General features: G+C 68.1%; 18 protein-coding genes. 3 read left to right on the forward strand and 15 right to left on the reverse strand.

The window, feature by feature from the left end:
• Nucleotides 1-88: 88 nt before the first annotated feature.
• The 9 genes from JF52_RS0102210 to JF52_RS0102250 all read right to left on the reverse strand — a co-directional run bounded on the left by JF52_RS0102210 (nucleotide 89) and on the right by JF52_RS0102250 (nucleotide 7758).
• On the reverse strand, nucleotides 89-1531 hold the full coding sequence (locus tag JF52_RS0102210) for an NAD(P)/FAD-dependent oxidoreductase (protein ID WP_033106199.1): 1443 nt from the start codon (nucleotides 1529-1531) through the stop codon (nucleotides 89-91).
• A gap of 35 nt (nucleotides 1532-1566) precedes the next feature.
• Nucleotides 1567-2859, reverse strand: a complete 1293-nt coding sequence (locus JF52_RS0102215) for a S8 family serine peptidase (protein WP_235272309.1) — start codon at nucleotides 2857-2859, stop codon at nucleotides 1567-1569.
• A gap of 11 nt (nucleotides 2860-2870) precedes the next feature.
• Entirely contained in the window at nucleotides 2871-3392 is a 522-nt protein-coding gene (locus JF52_RS0102220; protein ID WP_033104864.1) for a DUF501 domain-containing protein, read from the reverse strand.
• Nucleotides 3393-3439: 47 nt separating this feature from the next.
• Nucleotides 3440-4006: an FtsB family cell division protein gene (locus JF52_RS0102225; RefSeq protein WP_084595482.1), complete on the reverse strand. Its 567-nt coding sequence runs from the start codon at nucleotides 4004-4006 to the stop codon at nucleotides 3440-3442.
• A gap of 49 nt (nucleotides 4007-4055) precedes the next feature.
• Nucleotides 4056-5336, reverse strand: a complete 1281-nt coding sequence (eno, locus tag JF52_RS0102230; RefSeq protein WP_033104865.1) for a phosphopyruvate hydratase — start codon at nucleotides 5334-5336, stop codon at nucleotides 4056-4058.
• Nucleotides 5337-5418: 82 nt separating this feature from the next.
• A complete protein-coding gene (locus JF52_RS0102235) occupies nucleotides 5419-6093 on the reverse strand; it encodes an O-methyltransferase (protein WP_033104866.1) in 675 nt (224 codons plus the stop codon).
• A 59-nt stretch (nucleotides 6094-6152) separates the two neighbouring features.
• On the reverse strand, nucleotides 6153-7103 hold the full coding sequence (locus tag JF52_RS0102240; protein WP_033104867.1) for a CPBP family intramembrane glutamic endopeptidase: 951 nt from the start codon (nucleotides 7101-7103) through the stop codon (nucleotides 6153-6155).
• Entirely contained in the window at nucleotides 7100-7411 is a 312-nt protein-coding gene (locus JF52_RS0102245; RefSeq protein WP_033104868.1) for a hypothetical protein, read from the reverse strand. The genes JF52_RS0102240 and JF52_RS0102245 overlap by 4 nt, the downstream gene beginning before the upstream one ends.
• Nucleotides 7408-7758: a GntR family transcriptional regulator gene (locus tag JF52_RS0102250; RefSeq protein WP_033106201.1), complete on the reverse strand. Its 351-nt coding sequence runs from the start codon at nucleotides 7756-7758 to the stop codon at nucleotides 7408-7410. Before JF52_RS0102250 ends, JF52_RS0102245 begins: the two co-directional genes overlap by 4 nt.
• Nucleotides 7759-7979: 221 nt before the next feature.
• Between JF52_RS0102250 and JF52_RS0102255 the strand changes: the two genes are divergently transcribed.
• A complete protein-coding gene (locus JF52_RS0102255) occupies nucleotides 7980-9149 on the forward strand; it encodes an APC family permease (protein WP_234000544.1) in 1170 nt (389 codons plus the stop codon).
• Between the two features lie 27 nt (nucleotides 9150-9176).
• Here JF52_RS0102255 and JF52_RS0102260 read toward each other — a convergent pair whose 3' ends face one another.
• The 4 genes from JF52_RS0102260 to nhaA form a co-directional block, all read right to left on the reverse strand.
• A complete protein-coding gene (locus JF52_RS0102260; protein WP_200880934.1) occupies nucleotides 9177-9986 on the reverse strand; it encodes an SGNH/GDSL hydrolase family protein in 810 nt (269 codons plus the stop codon).
• A gap of 125 nt (nucleotides 9987-10111) precedes the next feature.
• Nucleotides 10112-11389 (reverse strand): histidine--tRNA ligase, encoded by a 1278-nt coding sequence (locus JF52_RS0102265; RefSeq protein ID WP_033106203.1) that lies wholly within the window; start codon nucleotides 11387-11389, stop codon nucleotides 10112-10114.
• A 74-nt stretch (nucleotides 11390-11463) separates the two neighbouring features.
• Nucleotides 11464-12129 carry a MazG family protein gene (locus JF52_RS0102270; RefSeq protein ID WP_033104870.1) on the reverse strand — a complete coding sequence of 222 codons (666 nt, stop codon included), beginning with the start codon at nucleotides 12127-12129 and terminating at the stop codon, nucleotides 11464-11466.
• A 21-nt stretch (nucleotides 12130-12150) separates the two neighbouring features.
• Nucleotides 12151-13317, reverse strand: a complete 1167-nt coding sequence (gene nhaA / locus JF52_RS0102275; RefSeq protein WP_033106204.1) for a Na+/H+ antiporter NhaA — start codon at nucleotides 13315-13317, stop codon at nucleotides 12151-12153.
• Nucleotides 13318-13478: 161 nt separating this feature from the next.
• Here nhaA and JF52_RS0102280 point away from each other — a divergent pair, with 161 nt between their 5' ends.
• Together JF52_RS0102280 and gdhA are read left to right on the forward strand one after the other, a co-directional pair.
• Nucleotides 13479-16100 carry a phosphoenolpyruvate carboxylase gene (locus JF52_RS0102280; RefSeq protein ID WP_234000542.1) on the forward strand — a complete coding sequence of 874 codons (2622 nt, stop codon included), beginning with the start codon at nucleotides 13479-13481 and terminating at the stop codon, nucleotides 16098-16100.
• Nucleotides 16101-16245: 145 nt separating this feature from the next.
• A complete protein-coding gene (gdhA, locus tag JF52_RS0102285) occupies nucleotides 16246-17613 on the forward strand; it encodes an NADP-specific glutamate dehydrogenase (protein ID WP_033104872.1) in 1368 nt (455 codons plus the stop codon).
• Between the two features lie 226 nt (nucleotides 17614-17839).
• On the opposite strand, the gene JF52_RS0102290 is transcribed toward gdhA, so the two are convergent.
• Entirely contained in the window at nucleotides 17840-18436 is a 597-nt protein-coding gene (locus tag JF52_RS0102290; protein WP_033104873.1) for a gamma carbonic anhydrase family protein, read from the reverse strand.
• A 73-nt stretch (nucleotides 18437-18509) separates the two neighbouring features.
• The gene (mfd, locus tag JF52_RS0102295; RefSeq protein WP_052166903.1) at nucleotides 18510-22073 is read right to left on the reverse strand and encodes a transcription-repair coupling factor; all 3564 of its coding nucleotides are present in this window, start codon (nucleotides 22071-22073) and stop codon (nucleotides 18510-18512) included.
• Between the last annotated feature and the right edge of the window lie 3 nt (nucleotides 22074-22076).

A 22076-nucleotide genomic window follows, 5' to 3' on the forward strand; every position in this document is an offset into this window, starting at 1 on the left:
ACGGTCGCCGCATCCTGGATGGAACGCGACCGGCCCATGCCGCGGCGTGATGCGCGGCATGGGCCGGTGATGAAGCGGGAGTCGACTGTTACTTCGCCGACGCCTTGGTCGCAGCGGGCTTCGCAGCAGCGGGCTTCGCAGCTGCGGGCTTCGCAGCAGCGGGCTTCGCAGCAGCGGGCTTCGCAGGCGCTGCAGCGGCAGCATCCGCTGCGGGACGCGGACGAGCGGCAAACTCCTCGAAGACGTAACGAGGGTTCTGAATGGCCTGCAGGTTCACGATGTCGCGACCGAGCCACAGGTTGTTCCACCAGTCCCAGAGCACGCGCCACTTGCGCTCCCACGTCGGCATCGCGAGCCCGTGGTAGCCACGGTGTGCGATCCACGCGACGAAGCCCTTGAGTGCAAGATCTCCGGACTGGAAGACGCCGTTGTAGAGGCCGAGCCCTGCGACGGCGCCGAGGTTCTTGTGGAAGTAGTCCTTGGTGCCCTCGCCACGGATCACTGCCACCAGGTTCTTCGCGAGCAGCTTCGCCTGACGCACCGCGTGCTGGGCGTTCGGCACGCAGTAGCCGCCGACGCCACCACCGGAGAGGTCGGGGACGGCCGAGACATCACCGGCGGCCCACGCACCTTCGACGAACTCCTCTGCCGTGCCGACGCGCAGGTCGGCGCGGGTCTGGATGCGACCGCGCTCCTCGACCGGCAGATCGCCGCCGCGCACGACGGTGGGGTTCGCCATGACACCCGCGGTCCAGACGATGAGGTCGGTGGGGATGACCTCACCGGTGGAGATCGCGACGTTGCCGTCGATGGCGCCCTGCACCTGCGTGTCGAGGTGCACGTTGGCCCCGCGCTTGGCGAGATCCTTCAGAACCCATTCGCTCGTCTTCAGCGAGACCTCGGGCATGATGCGGCCCATCGCCTCGATGAGGTGGAAGTGGGTGTCCTCGAAACGCAGCGGCGGGTACTTCGACAGCAGCGACGATGCCAGTGAGCGCAGCTCGGCGAACACCTCGATGCCGGCGAAGCCGCCGCCGACGACGACAGTGGTCAGCAGGCGGTCGCGCTCGGGGCCGGCCGGCAGCGAAGCGGCCTTGTCGAAGTTCGACATCAGCTTGTCGCGTACGGCGACGGCCTCTTCGATCGTCTTGAGCCCGATCGCATTGTCGGCGATGCCGGGGATCGGGAACGTGCGCGAGACTGCGCCGGCGGTGACGACGATCTGGTCGTACTCGAGCTCGTACGGCTCCCCAACCGGAGGCGTGATGGTGGCGACCTTGTTCGCGTGATTGATGCCGGTCACCTTCGCCGTGACGACATTCGTGCGCTTCAGGTGGCGACGATGCGCGACGACAACGTGCCGTGCCTCGATCGAACCGGCCGCGACCTCAGGGAGGAACGGCTGGTACGTCATGTACGGCAGCGGGTCGACCATGGTCACGTCGGCCTCGTGCTTTCGAAGGTGCTTCTCGAGCTTCCAGGCCGTGTAGAAGCCCGCGTAGCCGCCGCCGACGATCAGAATCTTGGGCACAGTGCTGTTCTCAGGCACAGAGGGACAACTCCTAGTCAGGGTGCTGGCGTGCTTTGCTTGCGCGCCGATCGGATGCGCCGGGCAGCAGCGGTGACGCCTAGCGCGATAAGAATACCAGGCACAGTGAGTGCGATGAGCGGAAGCGTGCCGAAGCGCAGTGATTCCGCGCTCGGAAGCAGCGGAGAGCCGGGCTCGGACGGCGGATCTGCCGCGGGCAGCGGGTCGACCTGTACAGGCGTGACTTCGGGCTCCGGTGCGGGCTCAGCCTCCGCACGACGGTACAGGCGCACCCACTCCGCGAGATCGCCCATCGGATTCGCATCGACGGTCGGAACGGATGCCGTCACCGCCGCTGATGCGTTCAGAAGGCCGTATCCGTAGAGCGGATCGGGCAGATCGCTCACTCCAGGGACGGGAAGCGCGGTCTTGATGATGCGATTGATCACGTTCGCGGCATCCATATCCGGGAAGGCGGACCGGATCAGTGCCGCCACGCCCGCCACGATGGGCGATGCACCGCTGGTACCGCGCCACAGGCTCAGTTCGCCATCCGCCGAGACCCCGAGCAATCCTTCACTCGGCGCCGAGATGCCGATCGTGATCCCCTGCGTGGATGCTTCCACGCTCGCCGTGCCGGTCTGGTCGACGCCTCCGACGGTGAGCACGCCGGGGATCGTCGCCGGTGCGCCGATGACGTCGGTGCCGCTGCCCCGGTTGCCCGCCGCGACGACGACGACGACATCGTGCTCGTACGCGTACAGGAACGCGTCATCCCAGCTCTTGTCCCAGTCGAGCGTGTTCGTCGTGAACGACATGTTGATGATGTCGGCGCCCTGATCGACGGCCCAGCGGACGCCGTCGGCGACCTGCTCGACGAACGGCACGGCTGCGGCGGCGCCGAAGCCGACCGAGACCGACAGCAGCTTCGCCTCTGGCGCCACGCCGATCATGCCCGTGCCGTCGGCCTTGCCCCGACCGGCGGCAAGCGACGCCACCCACGAGCCGTGGTCGCCGTCGACGGCTCCGACGGGCGTGCGTCCGTCTGGCGTGCCGCTGCCCGAGACATCGGTGCCGTCGACGACGGCGTCGCCGAACACCGACGGCACCTTGCCGATGCCGGTGTCGATGATCGCGATCGTCACGCCTTCACCGCGCGTGGTCTTCCATGCGTCGCGGATGCCGGCACCGTCGAGCCAGTACTCCGATGCGCGCACCGGATCGGTCGGGTCGTCGGGGACGGGTCCTGGCGTCGGCGTCGGTGTGGTCGTGGCTCCGGTGAGCAGAACGGATGCCGCCACAGCCGCGACCGCGACGGTGCTGCGCAGCATCGCCTTCAGCCTCATGCGGTCGCGGCTCCGGGCTTCTCGCATTCGCAGCGCTGCGGCGACCAGGACGATCGCGCGAGCGCGGCGTCGCCGATCGGATTGACTCCGGGTCCGGCGGCCAGCGCGTGACCGGCCAGCGCGTGCAGGCACTTCACTCGCGTCGGCATGCCGCCGGCGGAGATCCCGTCGATCTCGGTCACCTCGCCGAACAGCGTCCGGTCGGCGATGTACGCCTCGTGGGCTGCCTGATATGCCGCTGCAGCCGTTTCGTCCTCGACGAGGAGAGCAGCCAGCTCGGGCATCACCTGTGTGGCCTCGAGCGTCGACATCGCGGCGGTCGCCGCGGGATGCGTGAGGTAGTAGAACGTGGGGAACGGCGATCCGTCCGGCAGACGAGGACTGGTCGCCACGACGGTCGGATTCCCGCAGACGCACCGCGCCGCGATGCCGACGACCCCGCGCGCCGAACGACCCAGCTGCGCGGACACGACGTCGATCTCGGCAGTGGTGGGCGGGGCGAAGGGCGGGGTCGTCACGCCTTCAGCTTAAGGCAGGGGATCCTGGGGAATCGCTCACTGCTGGCCTATCCGCCGGCGCTCGCGTTCTGGGCGAGCCCCGCTCCGGCGATGGTGCGCAGCAGCTGCGGCATCCAGTCGGCGGGCGTCTTCTTCAGCTCATCGCTCACGGGCGTCTGCTCCTGCGGGAGCGATGCGGGGTCGATGTCGTTGTCGACGAGGTAGACGACCTCGCCCGGCTTGACGTAGTAGAGCCGCTCGCGAGCCTGCGTGGTGATGTAGGCCGGGTCTTCCCAGCGCTCCTGCTCCTGCTCGAGCGCCTCGATCTCGTCGGCGCTCACCTGCACCGACGCCTCGAGCGCGGCGATCTTCTGCCGCTGATCGATGAACGTGCCGAGGGTCGGCACCAGGACCCACGCGCCGAGCACGACGAGCGAGAGCATGATGACCATGAAACCGGAGAGCCGGATGCCGGATGCCCACTCCCGCACGTCGACCTCTCGGGTCGCGGCGCGGGACGAGCGGGGCTTCGCAGCGCCGGGCTTCGCCGCGCCGGACGGCGCCGTCTTCGTCTTGCGTGGCGGAGCCTGTGCGCTCGGGTCGGATGCGGAAGGGGGAGTCGGACGTCTCGCCATGACTCCCCCTTCCGTGATCCTGTCTCAGTCGCGCTCAGCCCTCAGGCGCTCAGCCCTGCAGGCGCGGGAACGCGGAGCGACCCGCGAACACCGCGGCGTCGCCGAGCTCTTCTTCGATGCGCAGAAGCTGATTGTACTTCGCGACGCGCTCGCTGCGAGCAGGCGCACCAGCCTTGATCTGACCGGAGTTCGTCGCGACGACCAGGTCGGCGATCGTGGTGTCCTCGGTCTCGCCGGAGCGGTGCGAGAGCATCGCCGTGTATCCCGAGCGCTGCGCGAGGCTGACCGCGTCGAACGTCTCGGTGAGCGTGCCGATCTGGTTGACCTTGACGAGGAGCGAGTTGGCGACTCCGCGCTTGATGCCTTCGGCGAGGCGTGTCGGGTTGGTGACGAACAGGTCGTCGCCGACGAGCTGCACCTTTGCACCGAGTGCATCGGTGAGTGCCTTCCAACCGTCCCAGTCGTCCTCGGCGAGGCCGTCCTCGATCGTGATGATCGGGAAGTCGTTCACGAGTCCGACGTAGTACTCGGTGAGCGCGGCGGCGTCCCAGTCCTTGTTGTCGAGGCGGTAGACGCCATCGTTGAAGAACTCGGTGGCGGCGGCATCCAGGCCCAGGGCGATGTCGGTGCCTGGAGTGAACCCGGCCTTCTCGATGGCCTTGATCAGGAACTCGAGGCCGTCGCGGTTGCTGGGCAGGTCGGGGGCGAAGCCGCCCTCGTCGCCGAGGCCCGTCGCGAATCCGGCTGCCTTGAGCTCGCCCTTGAGGACGTGGTAGGTCTCGACGCCCCAGCGCAGTGCTTCGCTGTAGGTCTCCGCACCGATCGGCGCGAGGAAGAACTCCTGCATGTCGATGCCGTTGTCAGCGTGCGAGCCACCGTTGATGACGTTGAACAGCGGCACGGGCAGAACGTGTGCGTTCGCGCCGCCGAGGTAGCGGAACAGCGGCAGGTCTGCGCTGTCGGCAGCGGCCTTGGCGACGGCGAGGCTGACGCCGAGGATGGCGTTCGCGCCGGTGCGCTGCTTGTTCTCGGTGCCGTCGGTCTCGTTGAGGATCTCGTCGACGATGCGCTGCTCGCTCGCCTCGACGCCCTCGAGTGCCGGGCCGAGCTCATCGATGATGGCGTCGACGGCCTTCAGCACGCCCTTGCCGCCGTAGCGGCTCTTGTCGCCGTCACGCAGTTCGTACGCTTCGAATGCGCCGGTGGATGCGCCGGAGGGGACGGCCGCGCGCTGGACGATTCCGTCGTCGAGGAGCACCTCCACCTCGACGGTCGGGTTGCCGCGTGAATCCAGAATCTCGCGTGCGCCTACAGCCTCGATGAGTGCCACGTATGTGCTCCTTGCTCAGGGAAAGGGTGTTGTGGTGGAGCGTCGTCGATCCATGGTCAGTCTAGTGCGCGGCATCCGTCGTTCACATGCCGACGACGACGGCAACGGCGACGCCGTCCCAGCCCTTGATCCCGACGGTCTGCAGAGCCGTGGCGTCGAAGCGGGGATCCTCACCGAGCATCCGGAGAGCATCGCGCGTCCCGATCACTCGCGGGTCCGTGGTGTCGTCGCGGACGATCTCGCCTTCTCGGCCGATGTTGTCGAGCACGATCACCGTTCCAGGGCGGCCGAGCCGCGCGGCCCAGTCGAGGTAGATCGTGTTCGACTCCTTGTCCGCGTCGATGAACACGAGGTCGAAGGGGTCCGACCCCTCAAGCGTCGGCAGCACGTCGGCACCTCGTCCGATGCGGATCGCGACGCGCTCCCCCACGCCAGCGGCATCGATGCTCGCGCGGGCGATCGCGGCGTTGGCGGGCTCGGCCTCGATCGTCGTCACCGTGCCCTCCGCGCCGACCGCCCTGGCGAGCCAGATCGTGGAGTAGCCACCCAGTGTGCCGATCTCGAGCACTCGGCGTGCGCCGCTGATACGGGCGACGAGGTTCAGGAACTTGCCGCTGACCGGCGCCACTTCGATATCGGGCAGGCCGGCTGCGCGCTGAGCGGCGAGAGCCGCCTCGAGCGCCGGGTCGTGCCCGACGAGAGTGTCGGCGAGGTACTCGTCTGCGCGGCGCCAGTTGTCGGCGGTCGATTCAGCCATGGCTCCACCCAACTCCTGTCCTGGGGCGGCGTCAATAGACGGATGGCGACCCGCGAGGGTCATTCACCGCGCTGACGTGGAGCCGACAGCATCCGTCCTACCGCACCGTCCAACTCCGGCTGCTTGCGGAACTGGCCGGTCAGCATCAGCACGACCACGACCAGCGCGCACGTGATCCACCCTGCCACGCCGAGCATGCCAGCAAGCGCGGGATCGACGCTCGTCCCTGCCGCATAGAACCACAGGATCATCCCACCGGCGGCATTCATCGCCCCGTGCGCGAAGACCGCCGGCCACAGCGAAGCCGAGCGCAGCCGCAGCCAGCCGAGCAGCACTCCCCACGCGATGCACCCAGCCGTCATCAGCAGCACACCGGTGATGTCGGTGACGCCGAAGTTGTAACCGAGCAGGATGAGGGGTGAATGCCACAGACCCCACACCCCTCCGCTGATCAGCAGCGCGGGCCAGGTGCCGTACTGACGCAGCGCCGGCACGAGGAATCCGCGCCAGCCGAGTTCCTCGCCGAAGGCCAGCAGTGCGTTGATCGTGGCCGCGGCGAACGGAATCGCGAGCAGCTGGGCGAGGATCACTGCGGTCGCAGGAGGGGCAGGCACCCCGGCGGGCAGACTGGCCGCCAATTGCTCGGCGAAACCGGAGAACCCGACGAGATCCAATCTCACCCAACCGAACAGCGCCGCCACGGCGACGGAGACCGCGATCACGACGATGGGCGCGAACAGACCGAGCACCATCATCCACACCACGCGCTTCGCGGGGCGCAGCGGCCAGATGCCGAGGAACCGGAGCCGGTCTCCTCTGGGCACCGGTCGCAACACGAGCATGACGATGAGCACGGCGAGCGCCGGCGTGAACATCATGACCGGGATGAGGATGCCGGCGAGTGGATTGGCCAACCCGCCGTCGAGCCACAGCGGCAGCGCGACGAGCCAGGCCGATCCGCAGGCGAGCAGGATGAATGCGACGGTGGCTGCGGGGCGGATGCGAATCATGAGTCGGTTCCCTTCATTGCGGAGGACAGAACGGATGCCGCGGTGCGAGCATCATCGATCGTGACGACGAACACGCGTCCGCTGCTGCGCGTGACCTGCAGCGCTTCACCGGTGCGGAAGACGAGAGTCATAGCGATGAGTGCGATCAGCAGCAGGGTGACGAGTGCGAGGATCCACGCGGAGCCGTCACCGAGCACGAACACCCAGACCGTGGTGGCGCACAGGATGAGCACGGAGACGGCGAGCCCGACGAGGAGGAACGCGCGACGAGCGCGACGGAGGTCTCGGGTACTGGCGACAGTGTTCATGATTCGATCTCCGTGACGAGGGCGGCGAGGGTGACGGATGAGATTCCGAGAGAGGCGGCACGGTGCACGAGCGCTGCGACATCGCTGGCGAGCTCGGCGAGCGGCGCGGCCGACGCCGACACCATCGCTCCCCGACCTCGGCGCAGGTCGATGAGCGCTTCATCACGCAGCTGCTGATATGCGCGCAGCACGGTGTGCAGGTTGATGTCGAGCGCCTCGGCGACGTCGCGAGCCGAAGGCAGCCGGTCGCCGGGGACGAGGCGCCCGGCGAGGATGTCCCCACGCACGGACGAAGCGACCTGCTCGAACAGCGGTCGCGAACTCTCCGCATCGATTCTGATCAGCACGTGCACCCTTTCGGTCCAATTACGGTAATTCTAGTTCAACTAGAACAGTCGTCGCAACCTTCATGATGCATCAGCTCGGCAGCATCCGCGCGAGAACAAACGCGTGACAGCGGCGCGCCAGGCCTGAACCCCACCCGTTCACCATCGCGTGCCACGATGACCGGGTGGAACTCGCACGTCGCCTGACCCTCACCGATGCCGTAGCCATCGGCCTGGGATCGATGATCGGTGCCGGGGTGTTCTCCGTATGGGGACCCGCGATCGAGGTGGCCGGTTCCGGACTGCTGATCGCGCTCGCGATCGCCGCGGTCGTCGCGTTCTGCAACGCCACCTCATCCGCACAGCTCGCGGCGGTGCATCCCGTCTCCGGCGGCACCTACGCCTACGCCAGGGCAGAGATCGGCCCGTGGTGGGGTTTCATCGCCGGCTGGTGCTTCGTGATCGGCAAGATCGCCAGCTGCGCCGCCATGGCGCTGACGTTCGCCGCATACGCCGCCCCCGAGGGCTGGCAGGTGCCGGTCGCGATACTGGCAGTCGCCGCCCTCGCCACCGTGAACTGCTTCGGAGTGACGCGGACAGCGGCGCTCACCCGCATCCTCGTCGTCGCCTCGCTGATCGGTCTCGCTGTGGTGGTCGCCGGAGGTTTCGCCGCGTCGGCATCCGTCGATCCTGCTCCCCTCCCCGACCTCACCGCATACGGCGTGCTACAGGGCGCCGGGCTTCTCTTCTTCGCGTTCGCCGGCTACGCGCGAATCGCCACGATGGGCGAAGAGGTCGTCGACCCCGCGCGCACCATCCCTCGGGCCATCGCGATCGCGCTCACAGGGGCGGTCGTCGTCTACGCGCTCATCGCCGTCGTCGTCATGCTCACCCTCGGGGCGGATGCCGGTTCCACGGCCGCGCCGCTCGCCGCGGTGGTCGATGCCGCCGGTTGGACGGCTCTCGCCCCGATCGTGCGCGTGGCCGCGGCCGCGGCATCCCTTGGCGCCCTGCTGGCGCTGATCACCGGAATCGGCCGCACGACTCTCGCGATGGCCAGGGAATCCGATCTGCCGCGCTTCCTCGCCGTGGTGCATCCGCGGTGGCAGGTGCCGCAGCGCGCCGAGATCGCGATCGCCCTGATCGTGATCGTCATCGTGCTGTTCGCCGACCTGCGCAACGCGATCGGGTTCTCGTCGTTCGGCGTGCTGCTGTACTACCTGATCGCGAACGCCTCGGCGTTCCGGCAGTCGGGAGCTGCCCGGCGCTACCCGCGTGGCCTGCAGGTGATCGGAGTGCTCGGCTGCCTGGTGCTGGTGAACACCCTGCCCATCCTCGCGTCGCTGATCGGCACGGGCGTCGTACTCATCGGCGTGGTGTATCGGATGCTGCGGCTGAGACTCGCCCGCTGAGCGTGAGCGGCGCGTGTTCGGCGGAGGTCAGTGCGAATCAGCCAGAGGTGCGAGCTCGATGCGCGACTCGAGCGCCGTGACCACCGCCGGCAGCAGCGCGTCGGCTGTGGCCCGATAGCCCGCAGCGCTGGGGTGGAATCGGTCGAGGCTGAACATCTCCTCGGGCTGATCGTGAAATGTCGGGCCGAGCACCTGCCGCAGATCGACGGGTACGGCGCCGGTGCGCCACGCGACCTTGGTCTGCTCCAGCGCAAGGCGGCGCGACATCCTCGACAGCAGAGTCCGCAGTGGTTGCGGCACCGGCTGGAGCGTGCCGAGATCCGGGCAGGTGCCCACGACGACGACGGTGCCCGCAGCCCTGAGTCGCAGTATCGCCTGCTCCAGTCGTTCGCCCGCAGCCGACGGAGAGATCGTATGCGTCACGTCGTTGCCACCCACCACGATCACCGCTACGTCGGCACGGTAGTCCTCCGGGAGGGCGTCGAGCTGACCGGCGAGCGCGGATGATTCCGAGCCGACGACCGCGGCGGTACGCAGCCGCACCGGCGACTGCATCCGCTTCGCCAGGCCCTTGGCGATGCGGCCGCCGAGCGTCTCCTTGCGGTGCTCCGCGCCGAGGCCCGCCGCCAGCGAATCGCCCAGCAGCAGCAGCTCTATCGGTCTGCCGTCGAGTGCGCGCTTCCACACCCTGTCGGCGACCAGCGACTGCTCGCCGAGCGGCTTTCCGATGCGCCGCCGCGCGACTGCGGCCTGGTGGACGAGCAGCGACCGCCCGCCCAGCACGATCGCGGATGCCACCGCCGTCGCCACGGCGATCGCGGTGCGCACTCCGGCCATGGCACCATCACACCGCGCGGGAATGAACGAGGCGTGAACGTCAGCACACCTGTCAGTGGAAATCCGTGATCTGGACTGACAGGGGCTGGTGTGCCGCGCGCGGCGCGTGTGCCGCGCGGACCAGCTCAGGACAGCGGCTTGAGCTCCAGCGAACCGACCTCGGCCCCGGTCGTGACCGTCGCGAAGGCGGTGTAGCCGTCGGCGGCCGATCGCTCGAGCAGCGCCTTGAAGTTCTTGACCCTGCGCTCCAGGCGCACGCGCGAACCCGAACGGATCAGCGCCGCCTTGTGCGCGACGAGCTCTGCCACCGGCACGTCGGGGTCGTGCACGAGCACGACGGCCTGCGCACCGGCATCCGCTGCGAGCTCGACGAGATCGACCAGCCGCTCGAAGCCGAGCGAGAACCCGACCGCAGGCACCGGCTGACCGAGGAACCGACCGATCATGCCGTCGTAACGTCCACCACCGCCCAGGGAATACGGCACGGACGGGTGCGCGAGCTCGAAGATCGTGCCGGTGTAGTAGCCCATGCCGCGCACCAGGAACGGATCGAAGACGAGTGGGATGTCCCCCTCGGTGCCCCGTCCAGCCGCGACCGCCTCCCCGATGCCGACGAGGTGGTCGACGATCTCATCCGGAGCGTTCTCCGGGAGAGCCTTGCGGATCTGGCGTTCGCCGAACGGATTGAACTCCATCGTCTGCGGGCGACGCAGGAAAGCCTCGAAGGCGTCGACGGCCTCTTCATTCGGTCGCTGAGCCTGCCGAAGGGCCCGCTCTCGCAGCTCCCGGACGATCCCGTCAGGACCGATCTTGTCGAGCTTGTCGATCGTGATCAGCACACCGGGGCGCTCGTCCGTGGTGAAGCCGAAGGCATCCAGCATCCAGTCGAGCACTCGACGATCGTTGATGCGCACGCTCGCACCGTCGAGTCCGAGAGCGTCCACGGCGTCCAGGGACGCGACCATGAGCTCGGCTTCGGCCCGCGAGGAGTCGTCACCCATGATGTCGATGTCGCACTGCACGAACTGGCGGTAGCGGCCCTTCTGCGGTCGCTCAGCACGCCAGACGGGACCGATCTGGATCGCACGGAAGACACCGGGAAGCTGCCCGCGGTTGCTCGCGAAGAAACGCGCGAGCGGAACCGTGAGGTCATAGCGCAGGCCGAGATCACTCAGCGCAGCGGCGTCTTCCGCACCTTCACGGATCGCCTCGGCATCCATCCCCCGGCGCAGCACGTTGTACGCGAGCTTCTCGTTGTCGCCGCCCATGCCCGAATGCAGACGCGAGTACTCCTCGAGCGCGGGCGTCTCGATCTCGTCGAACCCATGCGCCAGGTAGCGCTCGCGGATCACGGAGAGCACACGCTCACGGCGGGCCTTGTCGGCGGGGAGGATGTCGCGCATGCCGCGCGGCGCGTTCACAGTAGCCACGAGTCCATCTTTCCAGGTCTGCAGGGCGATCTCGTCGAGGCGGTCTGTCAGGAGGTTTCGGCCGTGCGGACGTCGTCCTCGAGCAGGCGCAGACGCTCGCGCAGGGCGCGCTCGGCATCCCAGCCGTTCTGGCGGGCCGTGGCCGTGAGCATCAGCAGCAGGTCGCCGAGCTCCTCCTCGGATTCCGGTGCCGCCCCGACCTCGGCAGCATCGTGAGCGGCGAGCGCGACGTCGTCTCCGGCCCCGACCCGCGCGGCTCGACCGAGCACTTTCTGCGCGAGTGCGAGGGCCGGCATCCCGTGCGGTACGCCGTCGAGAACACTGGTGCGCGAGCGCTTCTCAGCGGCCTTCGCGGCGTTCCAGTGCACGAGCACCTCTTCGGGTGTGTTCGCCACCTCGTCGGCGAAGACATGCGGATGCCGCCTGACCATCTTCTCCGTCAGCGTCTGCGCCACGTCGTCGATGTCGAACGGATCGTCCGGATCCTGCGCGGCGATCGCCGCATGGAACAGCACCTGCCAGAGCAGATCGGCCAGCTCCTCGCGGAGGTCGGCGCGTGTGCCGTCCTCGACCGCGTCGATGACCTCATGGGACTCCTCGATCAGGTAAGGCACGAGGTCGCGATGCGTGATCTGCTGAGACCACGCGCACTTCTCGCGCACGGCGCGCATGGTCTCGGCAGCGGTGCGCAGCGGATCAGGATGCTCGGTCATTGTGTCCCCTCGTCGAAGCGGTCACGACACCGTCGTCGCGGAGCGGCGGTACCACGCGGCACGCCATGAGACGACGACGCCCGACAGCACAAGGGCGACGAGCGAGCCCACGAGCACACCGAGGATCGCCTGATCGCGCACAGCGGGGTCGTCCGCGAAGGCGAGGTTCGCCAGCAGCAACGAGACCGTGAAGCCGATACCGCCGAGCGCCCCGGCGGCGAGGAGATCGGTGATCGTCAGGGCAGGAGCCTTGTCCTTCGGCCCGATCCGCATGGCGATCCAGCCGAAGACCGTGATGCCGATGATCTTGCCCACCGGCAGTGCGATCGCGATGCCGAAGAACGCCGGCGAGAGTTCGGACGGCGACACAGCGGGGATCACGACGAATGCGGCGGCGAACGCGAAGATCGGCAGGATGGCACCGTTGACCCACGGCTCGAGCGCATGCCGTGTCGGCATCGCCGGGGACTGCGCGATGGCCAGCCCCAGCAGCACGCCGGCGATCGTGGCGTGGATGCCCGAGGACATCATGAGTCCCCAGACGACAACGCCGACGATCACCATCGCTGCGACGACCAACCATGAATGCTTCGTCGGCAGCATCCGCGACAGCACGCCGAACACGACGACGCCCACGACGGCCAGCAGCAGGTAAAGCCAGTTGAGGTCGCGAGCGAAGAGCACCGCGATGAAGATGATGCCGATGATGTCGTCGAGTATCGCCAGTGCCAGCAGGAAGACGCGCACGGCAGAGGGAAGCCCCTTGCCGAACACGGCGAGCACGCCCAGCGCGAAGGCGATGTCGGTCGCAGTCGGGATCGGCCAGCCCGAGGAAGTCTGCTCTCCCCCGGCGATGATCAGATAGATGATGATCGGCACGAGTACGCCGCCGACGGCGGCGATCGAGGGTTGCAGAGCCTTTCGGAACGAGTTCAGCTCGCCGCGGGTGAGTTCGTATTGCAGCTCCATCGCGACCACGAAGAAGAAGATCGCGAGAAGTCCGCTCGAGATCCAGTGCGCGACCGAGAGGTCGATCGACGTGCCTGGCACAGCGATGTGGAACCCCAGCACGGCATCGATCGGGCCGAACGCCGGCGTGTTCGCGAGCACGAGTCCGAGCGCCGCCGCCAGGAGAAGGAGCACCGCGGGGAATTGCTGCGTGCGAAGAAGATTTCGGGAGTCAGACATCGCTCCCATGCTATCCGCCACCCTCAGGTTCATCGGATGTCACCTGGTCACGTACGTCTCCTGCACGGCGATAACCTCGGATGGTGACTCCTGAGCCCACCAACACAGAGGCCATCCGCGTCATAGGTCGATTCGAGGCCGGACGCGGGATCCCAGACGAGATGCGCGGCGATGTCCGCATGCTCGGCGCACTACTCGGTCAGGTTCTGCGCGAGAGCGGACGCGCCGGACTGTACGACGACGTCGAGCGGCTGCGGCTGGCGACCATCCAGGCGTACGACGAGGAGAGCACCGAGGCCTTCGAACGCGCCACCGAGATCGCTGATTCGTTCTCCGTCGAGCGCGCCGACGAGGTCGCGCGCGCCTTCACCTGCTACTTCCACCTGGTGAATCTCGCCGAGGAGCACCAGCGGGTGCGCATCCTGCGCGATCGCGCCGGACACCAGGGTCGCGAGGATGCGGTGGACACCGTCGCCACCGCATACGCACAACTGCGCCGTGAGGTCGGCGACGAAGAGGCCGCACGCCGCCTCGAGGATCTGCGCTTCCACCCGGTGTTCACCGCTCACCCCACCGAGGCGCGTCGTCGCGCCGTCTCCGCCAGCATCCGCCGGCTCTCCGAACTGCTCACGCAGCACGACACCGCGAGCGAGGGCGGCGCCGAGCAGCACCGCGCGCGCCGTCGCATGCTCGAAGAGGTCGACACGCTCTGGCGCACGGCGCCACTGCGCGCCCAGAAGCCGTCGCCCACCGACGAGGTGCGCACGGTCATGTCGGTGTTCGACGAGACCCTCTTCACCACGGTTCCGCACGTCTACCGCCGCATCGACGACGCCCTTCGCGGCGACGACTCCGGCGCGAGCGCCCCGGTCGTCCCCGCCTTCGTGCGGATCGGGTCATGGGTCGGCGGCGACCGCGACGGCAACCCGTTCGTCTCGGCATCCGTCACTCGCGAAGCGGCGAACATCGCCTCTGATCACGTGCTGCGCGGCCTGGAACGCGCGATCGAGCGGATCGGGCGCGGTCTCACGCTCGACGCGGAGGACACACCTCCCAGCGAAGCCGTCGTCACACTGTGGGATTCCTTCGTCGCGACCGACGAGAATGCTGCCACCGAGATCGCTGCGCGGTCTCCCGAAGAGCCGCACCGCCGCGTCCTGCTCGCACTGGCCAGCCGGGTCGTGCGGACCCGCTCAGGTGCAGACGGCGCCTACAGCGACCCGGAGCAGCTGCTCGCCGACCTGCGCGCAGTGCAGGCATCGCTCGCGGCATCCGGCGCGAACCGGCATGCGTTCGGCGGCGTGCAGCACCTGATCTGGCAGGTCGAGACCTACGGCTTCCACCTCACCGAGCTCGAGGTCCGCCAGCACTCGCAGGTGCACCGCGAGGCACTGGCAGAGCTCGACGCCGGCACTGAGCCCGGCGAGCGGACGCGCGAGGTGCTCGATGTCTTCCGCGCGATCGCCGACATCCAGCGCACCTACGGCCCCCGCGCCGCGGGCCGCTACGTCGTCTCGTTCACGCAGTCGGCCGAAGACCTCGCCAACGTGCACCGCCTCGCCCGCCATGCGCTGGGTGACGATGTGCCGGTACTGGACGTCGTGCCGCTGTTCGAGACGTTCGCCGACCTGCAGGCCGCGCCCGGCATCCTCGCGGAGGTCGTCGGCTTCCCCGAGTTCCGCTCTCGGATGGCCGCCACCGGCAATCGCCTCGAGGTCATGCTCGGCTACTCCGATTCCTCGAAGGACGTCGGCCCCGTGGCCGCGAACCTCGCGCTCTACGAGGCGCAGGAGAAGATCGCCCTCTGGGCGAAGGATGCCGGTATCGCGCTGACCCTCTTCCACGGCCGGGGCGGCGCCCTGGGTCGAGGCGGCGGACCGGCGAACTCCGCGATCCTCGCGCAGCCACCGCACTCCGTCGACGGCCGGTTCAAGCTCACAGAGCAGGGCGAGACGATCTTCGCCCGCTACGGCGAGCCCGCGATCGCGATGCGCCACATCGATCAGGTCGCCGCAGCCACACTGCTGGCGTCTTCACCGAGCGTCGAAGAGCGCACGAGCGGTGCCGCCGCACGCTTCGCCGACGTCGCACGGGTGATGGACGAGACCTCTCGAGAGAAGTTCTTCGCTCTGGTGAAGGCCGACGGCTTCGCGCCGTGGTTCGCCACCGTCACGCCCCTGGAGGAGATCGGGCTGCTCGCGCTGGGCTCGCGTCCCGCACGCCGCGGCCTCTCCGTGGAATCGCTGGAAGACCTCCGCGCGATCCCCTGGGTGTTCGCGTGGACGCAGGCACGGATCAACCTCGCCGGCTGGTTCGGGCTCGGAACGGCGCTGGAGAGCGTCGGCGACGAGGCCCTTCTCAAGGATGCCTACCGCGACTGGCCGCTGCTTCACACGATGATCGACAACGTCGCGATGAGCCTTGCGAAGACCGATGAGCGCATTGCCCGTCGCTACCTCGCGCTCGGCGACCGCGACGATCTCGCCCACTTGGTGCTCGACGAGCTCACGCTGACGAAGGAATGGGTCATCCGCCTCACCGGCGGAGGCGCCCTGCTCGAGAACAAGCCGATCCTGCAGCGGGCGGTGACGCTGCGCAGCCCGTACGTGGACGCGCTGTCGCTGCTGCAGCTGCGTGCCCTCCGTGAGCTTCGCTCAGCGGCATCGGTCCCTGACGCTTCGACAGGCTCAGCGGTCGAAGGGTCCGGGGCAGACGACGAACAGCGACGCCTGCTGCTGCTCTCGGTCAGCGGCGTGGCCGCCGGCCTGCAGAACACCGGGTGATCGCCCCGCGTCGCGCATCAGATCGCCCCGCGGCGCACATCGCGGAAACATGGGCGGTAAGGTGAAATCTCGTGCCCGATCCGGCACGCCCTCTCCCGCGACACGATCGCCCCCCTCAGCCACACTCTTCAGAAAGCCGTCCCGCGTGACCGCAACCCACACCGAATTCCACCCGCTCACCGCGTCCGTCCAGCCCGTGTTCGACACGGTACTGGCCCGCAGCCCGCACGAACCCGAGTTCCAGCAGGCCGTGCACGAGGTGCTCGGAACGATCGCCCCAGTCCTCGAGCAGCACCCGGAGTACGTCGAGGCCGGCATCCTGGACCGGATCGTGGAGCCGGAGCGCCAGATCATGTTCCGTGTTCCGTGGCTCGATGACGCCGGGAAGATGCAGGTCAACCGCGGCTATCGCATCCAGTTCTCGTCGGTGCTCGGCCCGTACAAGGGCGGACTGCGTTTCCACCCCTCGGTGAACCTGTCGATCATCAAGTTCCTCGGATTCGAGCAGATCTTCAAGAACGCCCTCACCGGCCAGGGCATCGGCGGAGCCAAGGGCGGGTCGGACTTCGATCCGCACGGCCGCTCCGACGCAGAGGTCATGCGCTTCTGCCAGTCGTTCATGAGCGAGCTGTACCGCCACCTCGGCGAGCACACCGACGTTCCTGCGGGCGACATCGGCGTCGGCGGCCGCGAGATCGGCTACCTGTTCGGCTCGTACCGCAAGATCACGAACCGTCACGAGTCGGGCATGTTCACCGGCAAGGGCACCGGCTGGGGTGGCGCCGAGGTGCGCACCGAGGCCACCGGCTACGGCGCGGTGTTCTTCGCTCAGGAGATGCTCGCGGTGCACAACGAGTCGCTCGAGGGCAAGCGCGTCGGCATCTCAGGTTCCGGGAACGTCGCGATCTACGCCATCCAGAAGGCCACTCAGCTCGGCGCGACGGCGGTCACGGCATCCGATTCCTCGGGGTACATCGTCGATGACGCCGGTATCGACCTGGATCTGCTGCGTCAGATCAAAGAGGTCGAGCGCGGCCGCATCGTCGAGTACGCGAACCGGCGCGCGAGCGCGCGCTTCGTGGAGAACGGTAGCGTGTGGGAGGTTCCGGTCGACATCGCGGTTCCCTCCGCCACGCAGAACGAGGTCAACCTCGCCGACGCCGAGGCGCTCATCGCGAACGGTGTTCGCGCGGTCTCTGAAGGCGCCAACATGCCCTGCGTGCCGGATGCGGTCGCCGCGTTCCAGCAGGCCGGCGTGCTGTTCGCGCCGGGCAAGGCCGCGAACGCCGGTGGTGTCGCGACCTCTGCGCTCGAGATGAGCCAGAACGCGTCGCGTCAGCGCTGGACCTTCGGTGACAGCGAGAACAAGCTGCGCGAGATCATGGCCGACATCCACGACGCCGCGTTCCGGGCCGCCGAGAAGTACGACGTTCCCGGAGACTACGTCACCGGCGCGAACATCGCCGGCTTCCAGCGGGTCGCGACGGCGATGCTCGCCCAGGGCGTCATCTGAGCTGACAAGGCGCTTCGTCTCGCTGACGCTCGCTCAACGCGTTTCGTCTCGATCGCTGCGCTCCTCGCTCAACGACCCGCAGCGACTACGCCCCCGCCAGGCGTCCGTGAGGGGCGTCCGTGAGGGGCGTCCGTGAGGGGCGTCCGAGGGGCGCGTCCGCGGGGCGTTGAGCGAGCGCAGCGAGACGAAACGGGTTGAGCGAGCGCAGCGAGTCGAAACCGATCCCTCAGGCCGGCAGGTCGTCTCTGTGGCGCGCAAGCGACGAACCGTAACGCTCGGTGAGCTGCACCATGAGGTCCGGGGTGTCGCGATCTACGCCGAACACGTGACCGGGGAAGTCGAGTTCGGGTTGCGCAGCGGCGATCTCCTCAGCGCGATCGGGCGAGAACAGCTGCACCGGATTCCCCACGGCGACCCAGCCGATCGGCACTACGGTCCCTTCCGGCAGCACGGCACGACGATGCACGATCGCGTTCACTCGCACTTCGCAACGTTCTGCGATCCTCGCACCATTGAACACCCGAGCGCCTGAGGCGAGGAAGACCTCCTCTCCGATGCTCGCGCCGGCGACGCTGGCGAGGGTGCCGATCAGCGAGTGCGCGCCGATGTGCACGGCATCCGCCGCTGTCGCTCGCAGCAGGGCGTTCTCCATCACGATGACGTTCTCGCCGAGTGTGATCGGGCCGCCCTCCGCGGTGATCACGGCGCCGTGCAGCACTTGGCAGTCCGCACCGATCTCCACGTCGCCGGAGATGACGGCGGTGGGCGCGATGACGGCGGTGTCATGTATTCGGGGCCGAGCCCCAAGGTGCTCGTACAGCATGCGGCAAGACTAGCGCCGCGGAACATCCGGCGCACCCGCACCACTCAGGCAGGTCGTCGTGCTTCTCGGGCGATCAGGATGCCGCAGGCGATGAGGCCGCGGCGACGGGCTCGGGGAACAGCGCGGTGAACAGCTGCGCGACCCACTCCAGCAGACCGGCATCCGTCGGCGGTTCGCCGCCGGGGCGCGGGAGCGGCACGACCAGTGCTTCTCCCCCACCGATGAGCTTCGCCGCAGGGTACAGTCGCTGCAGCCGCACCTTCATCGAGTCCTCGAGGCGCGCCGGCGCCACCCGAAGGTTCGACCCCATCGCGACGACGTCCGCGAGCCCGGCACGCGCCGCGCGGCGACGCAGACGCGCGATGGCGACGAGGCCCTCCACCTCTTCCGGCGGGGTGCCGTATCGGTCGGTGAGTTCCTCGATCACGAGGTCGATCGCATCGTCCTTCGCCGTCGCGGCGGCAGCGGCAGACAGCTTCTGATACGCCTCGAGGCGCAGGCGCTCGCTGTCGATGTAGGTCTCGGGGATGCGCGCGTCCACCGGCAGCTCCATCCGTAGTTCATTGCCGGTCTCGACGTCTTCGCCGCGGAAGGTCGCCACGGCCTCGCCGACCATGCGCAGATACAGATCGAAGCCGACGCCGGCGATGTGCCCCGCCTGCTCGCCGCCGAGCATGTTGCCTGCGCCGCGCAGCTCGAGGTCCTTGAGCGCCACCTGCATGCCGCTGCCCAGATCGTTGTTCACCGCGATCGTCTGCAGGCGATCTGCAGCGGTCTCGGACAGCGGCTTAGAGTCGTCGTAGAGGAAGTACGCATACGCGCGCTCGCGCCCGCGGCCGACGCGTCCACGAAGTTGGTGCAACTGGCTGAGGCCGTACTTGTCTGCCTTGTCGATGATGATCGTGTTCGCGTTGGAGATGTCGAGGCCGGTCTCGACGATCGTCGTCGAGACGAGCACGTCGAACTTGCGCTCCCAGAAGTCGTCGACGACCTGCTCGAGCTGGTGCTCGCCCATCTGGCCGTGGGCGACGGCGATCCGCGCCTCCGGCACGAGCTCGGCGAGTTCCGAAGCCACGCGCTGGATCGACTGCACCCGGTTGTGCACGAAGAAGATCTGGCCCTCGCGCAGGATCTCGCGCCTGATCGCCGCGGCCATCTGCTTGTCGCTGCGCGGGCCGACGAACGAGAGGATCGGATGCCGATCCTCCGGCGGAGTGGCGAGAGTCGACATCTCACGGATGCCGGTGACCGCCATCTCGAGCGTGCGCGGGATGGGTGTGGCGCTCATCGCGAGGATGTCGACGTTGGTCTTCAGCTTCTTCAGCTTCTCCTTGTGCTCGACACCGAAGCGCTGCTCCTCGTCGATGATGAGCAGCCCGAGATCTTTGAAGATGATCTGATCGGTGAGGATGCGGTGGGTGCCGATGACCATGTCGACCGAGCCGTCGAGGAGCCCCTCCAGGGTGAGTCGCGCATCCTTGTCGGTCTGGAAGCGCGACAGCGCCCTCACCTTCACAGGGAACCCGGCGAAGCGCTCGGCGAACGTCTCGAAGTGCTGCTTGACCAGCAGCGTGGTCGGCACGAGCATCGCGACCTGCTTGCCGTCCTGGATCGCCTTGAACGCGGCGCGCACAGCGACTTCGGTCTTGCCGAATCCGACGTCGCCGCTCAGCAGCCGGTCCATCGGGATCGGTCGCTCCATGTCGGCCTTGATCTCGTCGATCGTCTGCAGCTGATCCGGCGTCTCAGCGAACGGGAATGCCTCTTCCAGCTCGCGCTGCCACGGCGTGTCCGGCCCGAACGCGTGGCCCTTCGCCGACATCCGCGCCGAATACAGCTTCACGAGCTCGACGGCGATGTCGCGCACCGCACGGCGGGCCTTTCCCTTCGCCGCCGACCAGTCGCTGCCGCCCATCTTCGAGAGCGTGGGTGCCTCGCCGCCGACGTACTTCGAGAGCAGATCGAGCTGATCCGTCGGCACGTACAGCTTGTCGCCCGGGTAGCCGCGCTTGGATGGCGCGTACTCCAGCACCAGATAGTCGCGCGTGGTCTTGGTGGCGTTGCGTCCTCCGCTGGAGACCTCGCGCTGCGTCATCTCGATGAACTTCGCGATACCGTGCGTCGCGTGCACGACGAAGTCGCCGTTCTTGAGCTGCAGCGGATCGACGACATTCTTGCGGCGCGAGGCGAGCCGCTTGACGACACGCTGGTCGCCGCCGATGGTACGACCGTAGAACTCGTTGTCGGTGAGAACCGCGAGTTTCGCCTCCGGCACCTGGAACCCCGACTCCAGCGCGCCGAGGACGAGCGTGGCGACGCCGGGTTCCGGGGCATCCGTGAGCGAATCGACCACTCGCGCGGCGAGGCCACGGTCGGACAGCACGTCTCTGGCACGGTCGACGAGGCCTGTGCCGGATGCTGCGATCACGAGGCGCCACCCGTCGGCGAGCCTGCCGTCGACGAAGTCGATCGCACCGTCGACGTTGCCGTGGAACGACGGGATGATCGAGGCGTCGATGTTCGCCGCATCGTCGTCGTCGGTCGCGAACGGGCTGAACCGCCACCAGACGCCGTCGCGCTCACGCACGATCTCACGCAGCCGCGCGACGCTGACGAAGTCGCCGGCGCCGAGGTCGATGGGCGCGGAGGCGCCCGATGTCGCGGCGCTCCAGGCAGCATCGAGGAACTCTCGGTTCGTCTCGCCGAGGCTCTGTGCTCTGGCGCTCGATCGCTCGGGGTCGACGAGCGCGACGGCCGTTCCCTCGGGGAAGTACTCGGCGAGCGCCTTGAGCGGACCGGACACCGCGGGCAGCAGCGACTCCATCCCCTCGACCGGGATGCCCTCCGCCATCTTCTCCAGCATCCCGGCGATCGCAGGGAACCCCGAGATCAGCGAGCGCGCACGGTCGCGCACATCGGCGGTGAGCAGCAGTTCGCGGGTCGCCGGCAATTCGACTCGCTCGACGTCGCCGGGGAGCGAGCGCTGATCCGCCACCGAGAAGGCACGGATCTGGTCGATCTCGTCGCCGAAGAACTCGACGCGGTACGGATGCTCCGAGGTCGGAGGGAAGACATCGAGGATGCCGCCGCGCACGGCGAACTCGCCGCGGCGCGAGACCATGTCGACCCGCGAGTACGCGCGCTCTACGAGCTGCTCGATGGCATCGTCGAGCTCGAGTTCCCTGCCGCCGAGCACGAGGGACAGCGGTGCGGTGTCACCCAGGTTGGCGGCGATCGGCTGCAATGCTGCTCGCACCGAGGCGACCACGATGAGCGGGCGCTCACCCGACCAAGTGGTGATGCGACGAAGCGTCTCCAGCCGTCGCCCCACCGTGTCGGGACTCGGGCTCAGCCGCTCGTGCGGCAGGGTCTCCCATGCGGGGAAGCTCAGGATCTCAGCATCCGGCACGTAGGAGCCGAGGGCGGCCGCGAGCGATTCCGCGCGACGTCCTGTGGGCGCGACGACGAGCAGTGATGCCGGATGACCGGAGCTCGCTCGCTTGTCGAGCAGCCCCGCTATCGTCGGGGCATCGAGGCCGTCGACGAGTCCGAGATCGGCATCGGTCTGCGCCCAAGTGAGGGCGTCGTGGTACAGAGAGGCCTCTTCCAAGGCGCGCAGAATCCCGGGAACAGTCACCTG

Origin of the sequence: Microbacterium profundi (assembly GCF_000763375.1) — a bacterium.
In the GTDB taxonomy this organism is placed as follows: Bacteria; Actinomycetota; Actinomycetes; order Actinomycetales; family Microbacteriaceae; genus Microbacterium; species Microbacterium profundi.